We start from the raw sequence: 4,278 nt of genomic DNA on the forward strand, positions 1-4,278 counted from the left end.
CTTCTCGACATTGGAGCCCGCCTCCTGGGCCTGCGCGGCCATCGCGGCAAAAGCCAGAGAAGCCAGCACGGCCCTGCTGAGCGTCTTGTTGTTCATCGTGATCCTCGCTTCGTTATCGGGTGACAGGGATTGTGCCCAGCGGGCGGTTCGGCTGGCGTCCCCATTCCGCGGGAATAGGGTCGCCTGGATCAGGGGCGCAGCACGAGTCGGTGCACGGTCTCGCCGGGCAGGAAAGGCAGGGCCTCGCCGGCCAGCCAGGCGGCATGGTCGCCCCGGTAGAAGGGCGACATCGGGTGGCCGCTCTGGCCACCCGGGATGACGAGGATGCCGCTTTCCTCATGGCCGGGCGACACCACCATGCGCTCGCTCTGGCCATGGCCGTGGTTGTGCACGCGTGGCATGTGGCTGTCGCCGGCCATGCCCTGGGAGGCCTGGTCCAGCCAGCTTGAGAGCGCCGGCACGGCGACGCTCAGCGGGTGGCGCACGCTGGTGGGGTTGTCGGCACCCCAGGTGGCTGCGGCGAGGCTGCCGTATTTGCTCAGCAGCTCCTTGCGGCTGTCGAGCACGGCGCGCTGCAGGAGCTCGGGCCAGGTCTTGAAGCTGCCTGGAAGGGTGTCAGGCCGCGCCGCCTGGATCAGCGCCCAGCCGGGCGTCTCGGGCACCAGTTTCAGGTCGGACAGCTTCGCGCCTTGCGCTTCCAACAGGCCAGCCAGCGGGTCGAAGATGTTTTTCAGCGACTGCAACCGGAAGGAGCGCACGAGCAGATAACCGACCGCGTCCGGGCGGGCTGCGTCGGCGCCCTTCTCGACCTCGACGAGATAGTCCGTCAGGCCGTTGGCAGTGACGAAGTCGGGCGTCAGCACCTGTTCCAGCAGCAGCTTGCGCCAGCGCTGATGGAAGAGCGCGCGGTGGTCGAGCTGGATGGCGTGCAGGCCGGCTTCATCGAACTTGTCCTGGGCGCGCAGGTCATCGCGGATCTGCCGGGCGCGGGCGCCGAGATCCCAGCCACCGTTGCCGAGCAGCTTCATCGCCTCGCCACCGACCATGCGCGAATTGGCCGTCCACAGCCGCCCGTCGGCCGGGTCGACGATGCGCGGCTGCTCGGCCGCGCCGAGATAGCCCYGCCAGCGCGGGCGGCCGTCGCTCCAGTCCTGGGGACGGTCCATATCCTCGGCGCCGACGCGTTTGGGCATCGCGCCGATGACGGTCCAGGCGATGCGCCCGCCGGCGTCGGCCACCAGCAGGTTCTGGGCCGGCATGCCGGCGCCCGCGGCCAGTTGCACGGCCTCGTCGACATTGGCGGCTGTCTCCATATGCATCAGGCGCAGATTCATGCCCTCGCGGTCATGGGCCACCCAGCGCAGCGCATAGGCCTGCCCGCTCGCTGCCTTTTGAGGCATGACGGGGCCCCATTCGCTTTCCAGCACGACATGGTCGACCGGGGCCTCRCCCGCGATCTCGATGCGCTCGACGGCACGTTGCAGCGGCTTCTCAGCGCCGCCAGCCAGGTAGTGCGTGCCAGCCGCGTTGAGCTTCAACGCGACGACATCAGCCCAGTCGGAGGTCGTGTTCGTGAAACCCCAGGCCACGTGGCCGTTGCTGCCGACGACGAGCAGCGGCGCGCCGGGCAGGGTCACCCCAGCCACGTCATGGCTGCCGGCCGCGTCCTTCCACTTCATGCGCGCCTTGAACCAGGTGCCGGGCGAGCGCAGGCCCAGGTGCATGTCGTCGGCCAGGATGGCCCGCCCGCCCGCGCCATGCGCGGCCGCGACGGCGAAGTTGTTGCTGCCGATGTCACGGGCGTCACGCAGGCTGCAGTCGCTGCAGGCCGTCTTGGCAGCGCGCAATGCGGCCGGCAGCGGCCCCGCTGGCAGGGGCACGGCAGTCACGCGGCTGTCGTCCATGGCGGCCTGCCAGTCGGCGCTGTGCTGGGTCAGGAAGGCATACCAGTCGTCCGGCACGGCCTCGCGCAGCAAGCCCGTGGCGACGTCGTCGCGGCCCTGGGCGCCCTGCAGGTCGAGGTACATGCCATAGGCGACGAGGACGGTGTCGGCCGCGACCCAGGGCTGGGGTTGCTGGCGCAGCAGCAGGTATTCGGGCGGGCGTGCGCCGAGGCCGGCCAGGCCAGCGTTGACGCCGCTCACATAGGCGTCCAGCAGCGCGCGCTCATCTGCGGCCAAGGCCGCGATGCCGGCTTCAGCACGGTGGCGGAAGCGATGCAGGCGGCGCGATTTGTCCAGCGGCAGCGCCTTCGCGCCCACCAGCGCGGACAGCTCGCCAGCGGCGTTGCGGCGCATCAGGTCCATCTGGAAGAAGCGCTCCTGAGCGTGTGCGAAGCCCAGGGCCCGGGCCACGTCCAGGCGGTTCTCGGCAGTGATGGTCAGGTAGCCGCGCGCGTCGCGCTGCAACTCGGCCGGCGCACTCAGGGCGGCGATGGCACGTTCACCGTCGAGCTGGGCCAGGCTGCCACGCAAGGTCAGCCACAGCGCCAGAGCGAACAGCAGCACGAGGGCCAGCAAGGCAAGGAGGATGCGCTTGAGCCACCTCATCAGAAGGTCCCCGGGTAGCCGCCGCCGTCGAGCAAGATGTTCTGGCCCGTCAGGTAGGCGGCTTGGGCGCTGCACAGCATGGCGCAGATGGCGCCGAACTCGGCGGCGTTGCCGAAGCGCCGCGCGGGAATGGCCGCGCGGCGCCTGGCCGCCAGTTCATCCGCGCTGACGCCCGCCTTGGCGGCGCCGGCGGCGAAGCCCTTCTTCAGTCGGTCGGTATCGAAGGCACCCGGCAGCAGGTTGTTGATCGTCACGTTGGCGCCGGCCAGGCGCGGTTGGCGGGCCACGCCGGCGACGAAACCCGTCAGGCCGGAACGCGCGCCGTTGGACAGGCCCAGCGTGTCGATGGGCGCTTTGACCGCGCCCGAGGTGATGTTGACGATGCGACCGAAGCCGCGCGCCGCCATCGCGTCCACCGTCGCCTTGATGAGCTCGATGGGTGCCAGCATGTTGGCGTCCAGCGCGGCGATCCACTGCTCGCGGCCCCAGTCGCGGAAATCCCCGGGCGGCGGGCCGCCGGCGTTGTTGATGAGGATGTCCACCCGCGGGCAGGTCGCGAGCGCCGCTGCACGGCCTTCGGGAGTGGCAATGTCGCCGGCCACGGCGCGCACCTCGGCGTCAGGGTTCAGGGCCCGCAGCGCATCAGCTGTCGCCAGCAGCTCGGCCTCGCCGCGTGCCGTGATGACGACGTTGACGCCCTCACCCACCAACGCCTCGGCACAGCCTCGGCCCAAGCCCTTGCTCGCCGCACAGACCAGCGCCCAGTGGCCTTTCAGTCCCAGATCCATGTCAGCTCCTCGATCGCCATGCGCGGCCTTGACAGGCCCGCATCATCGCGCGGTCGAGGGTGCTGCGCGCCGAGTTCAGCGCTTGAACTTGCCGTCCTCGCCCACGATGGACACGTCGGTGTACTCCAGGCCGCTGTGCTCCTTCTCGGAGTAGTGCACCTGCAGGCCGCCCAGGTCGATGCGGGCGCCGTCCAGCGCCTTGGCCAGGCTCTCGCGCGTAATCTCCTTGCCCGGTGCGCGCTTGAGGGCTTCGACGATCAGTTTCGCCGCGGCAAAGCCTTCAACATGGGCCGGCGTCAGCTCGTTGCGGCCGGCGGACTTGGCCAGGCTCAGCGCCTCCCGCACCATCAGGTTGGCCGTCGAGCGCTCGTAGGGAAAGAGCTGGGTCACGATGACCCCACGGCTGTCATTGCCCAGCGCCTTCACGAAATCGGCCGAGGCGTTGTTGGACAGCGTGGCCACGTGCGCCGTGGAGCCGGCCGCGCGCAGCGCCTGCACGCCCTCCACAACCGCATAGGCCGGCCCGATCAGCACGACGGCCTCGATGCCGGCCTTGGCGATGGCCTGCATCGTCGGTGCGAGATCGGGCTTGTTGCGGTCAAAGCGCAGGTTGGACATGGCGCGCAGCTTGATGTCGTCCAGGCCCTTGATGGCGCCCTTGCCGGCGTCATTGCCGAAGGGGTCGTTGACCTGCACGATGGTGATGCGCTTGACGCCAATGCCGGCCAGGTGCTTGACCGCGCGTTCGGCCTCCTTCTGGTAGCTGGCGCGCAAGTGGTAGACCCAGGGCTGGACCGGCTCGCGCAGGCTGATGGCGCCAGTGGCGGGCGCGATCAGTGGCAGCTTGTTCTCCTTCAGCACGGGCAGCAGGGCCTCGGTCGGGCCGGTGCCACGGCTCAGCATCAGCGCCAGCACACCCTGGCTGGCCAGGGACTTGGCAG

Annotated in this window: 3 protein-coding genes; all 3 read right to left on the reverse strand. The window is 69.9% G+C overall.

Annotated features, from left to right (window positions below; translation table 11 throughout):
- Window positions 1–188 precede the first annotated feature (188 nt).
- Window positions 189–2,549, reverse strand: a complete 2,361-nt coding sequence (locus tag AC1DU6_RS21700; protein WP_477859525.1) for a penicillin acylase family protein — start codon at window positions 2,547–2,549, stop codon at window positions 189–191.
- Window positions 2,549–3,337 (reverse strand): SDR family oxidoreductase, encoded by a 789-nt coding sequence (locus AC1DU6_RS21705; protein ID WP_477859527.1) that lies wholly within the window; start codon window positions 3,335–3,337, stop codon window positions 2,549–2,551. The genes AC1DU6_RS21700 and AC1DU6_RS21705 overlap by 1 nt, the downstream gene beginning before the upstream one ends.
- 75 nt (window positions 3,338–3,412) lie before the next feature.
- Window positions 3,413–4,278, reverse strand: an 866-nt coding sequence (locus AC1DU6_RS21710) for an ABC transporter substrate-binding protein (protein WP_477859528.1), incomplete at its 5' end; no start/stop codon positions are given.

This window comes from Roseateles sp. P5_B10 (assembly GCF_056400485.1).

What these genes read in the sequence shown, in the direction of transcription:
- AC1DU6_RS21705 (WP_477859527.1), bottom strand. Translation starts at nt 3,337, where the DNA reads ATGGATCTGGGACTGAAAGGCCACTGGGCGCTGGTCTGTGCGGCGAGC.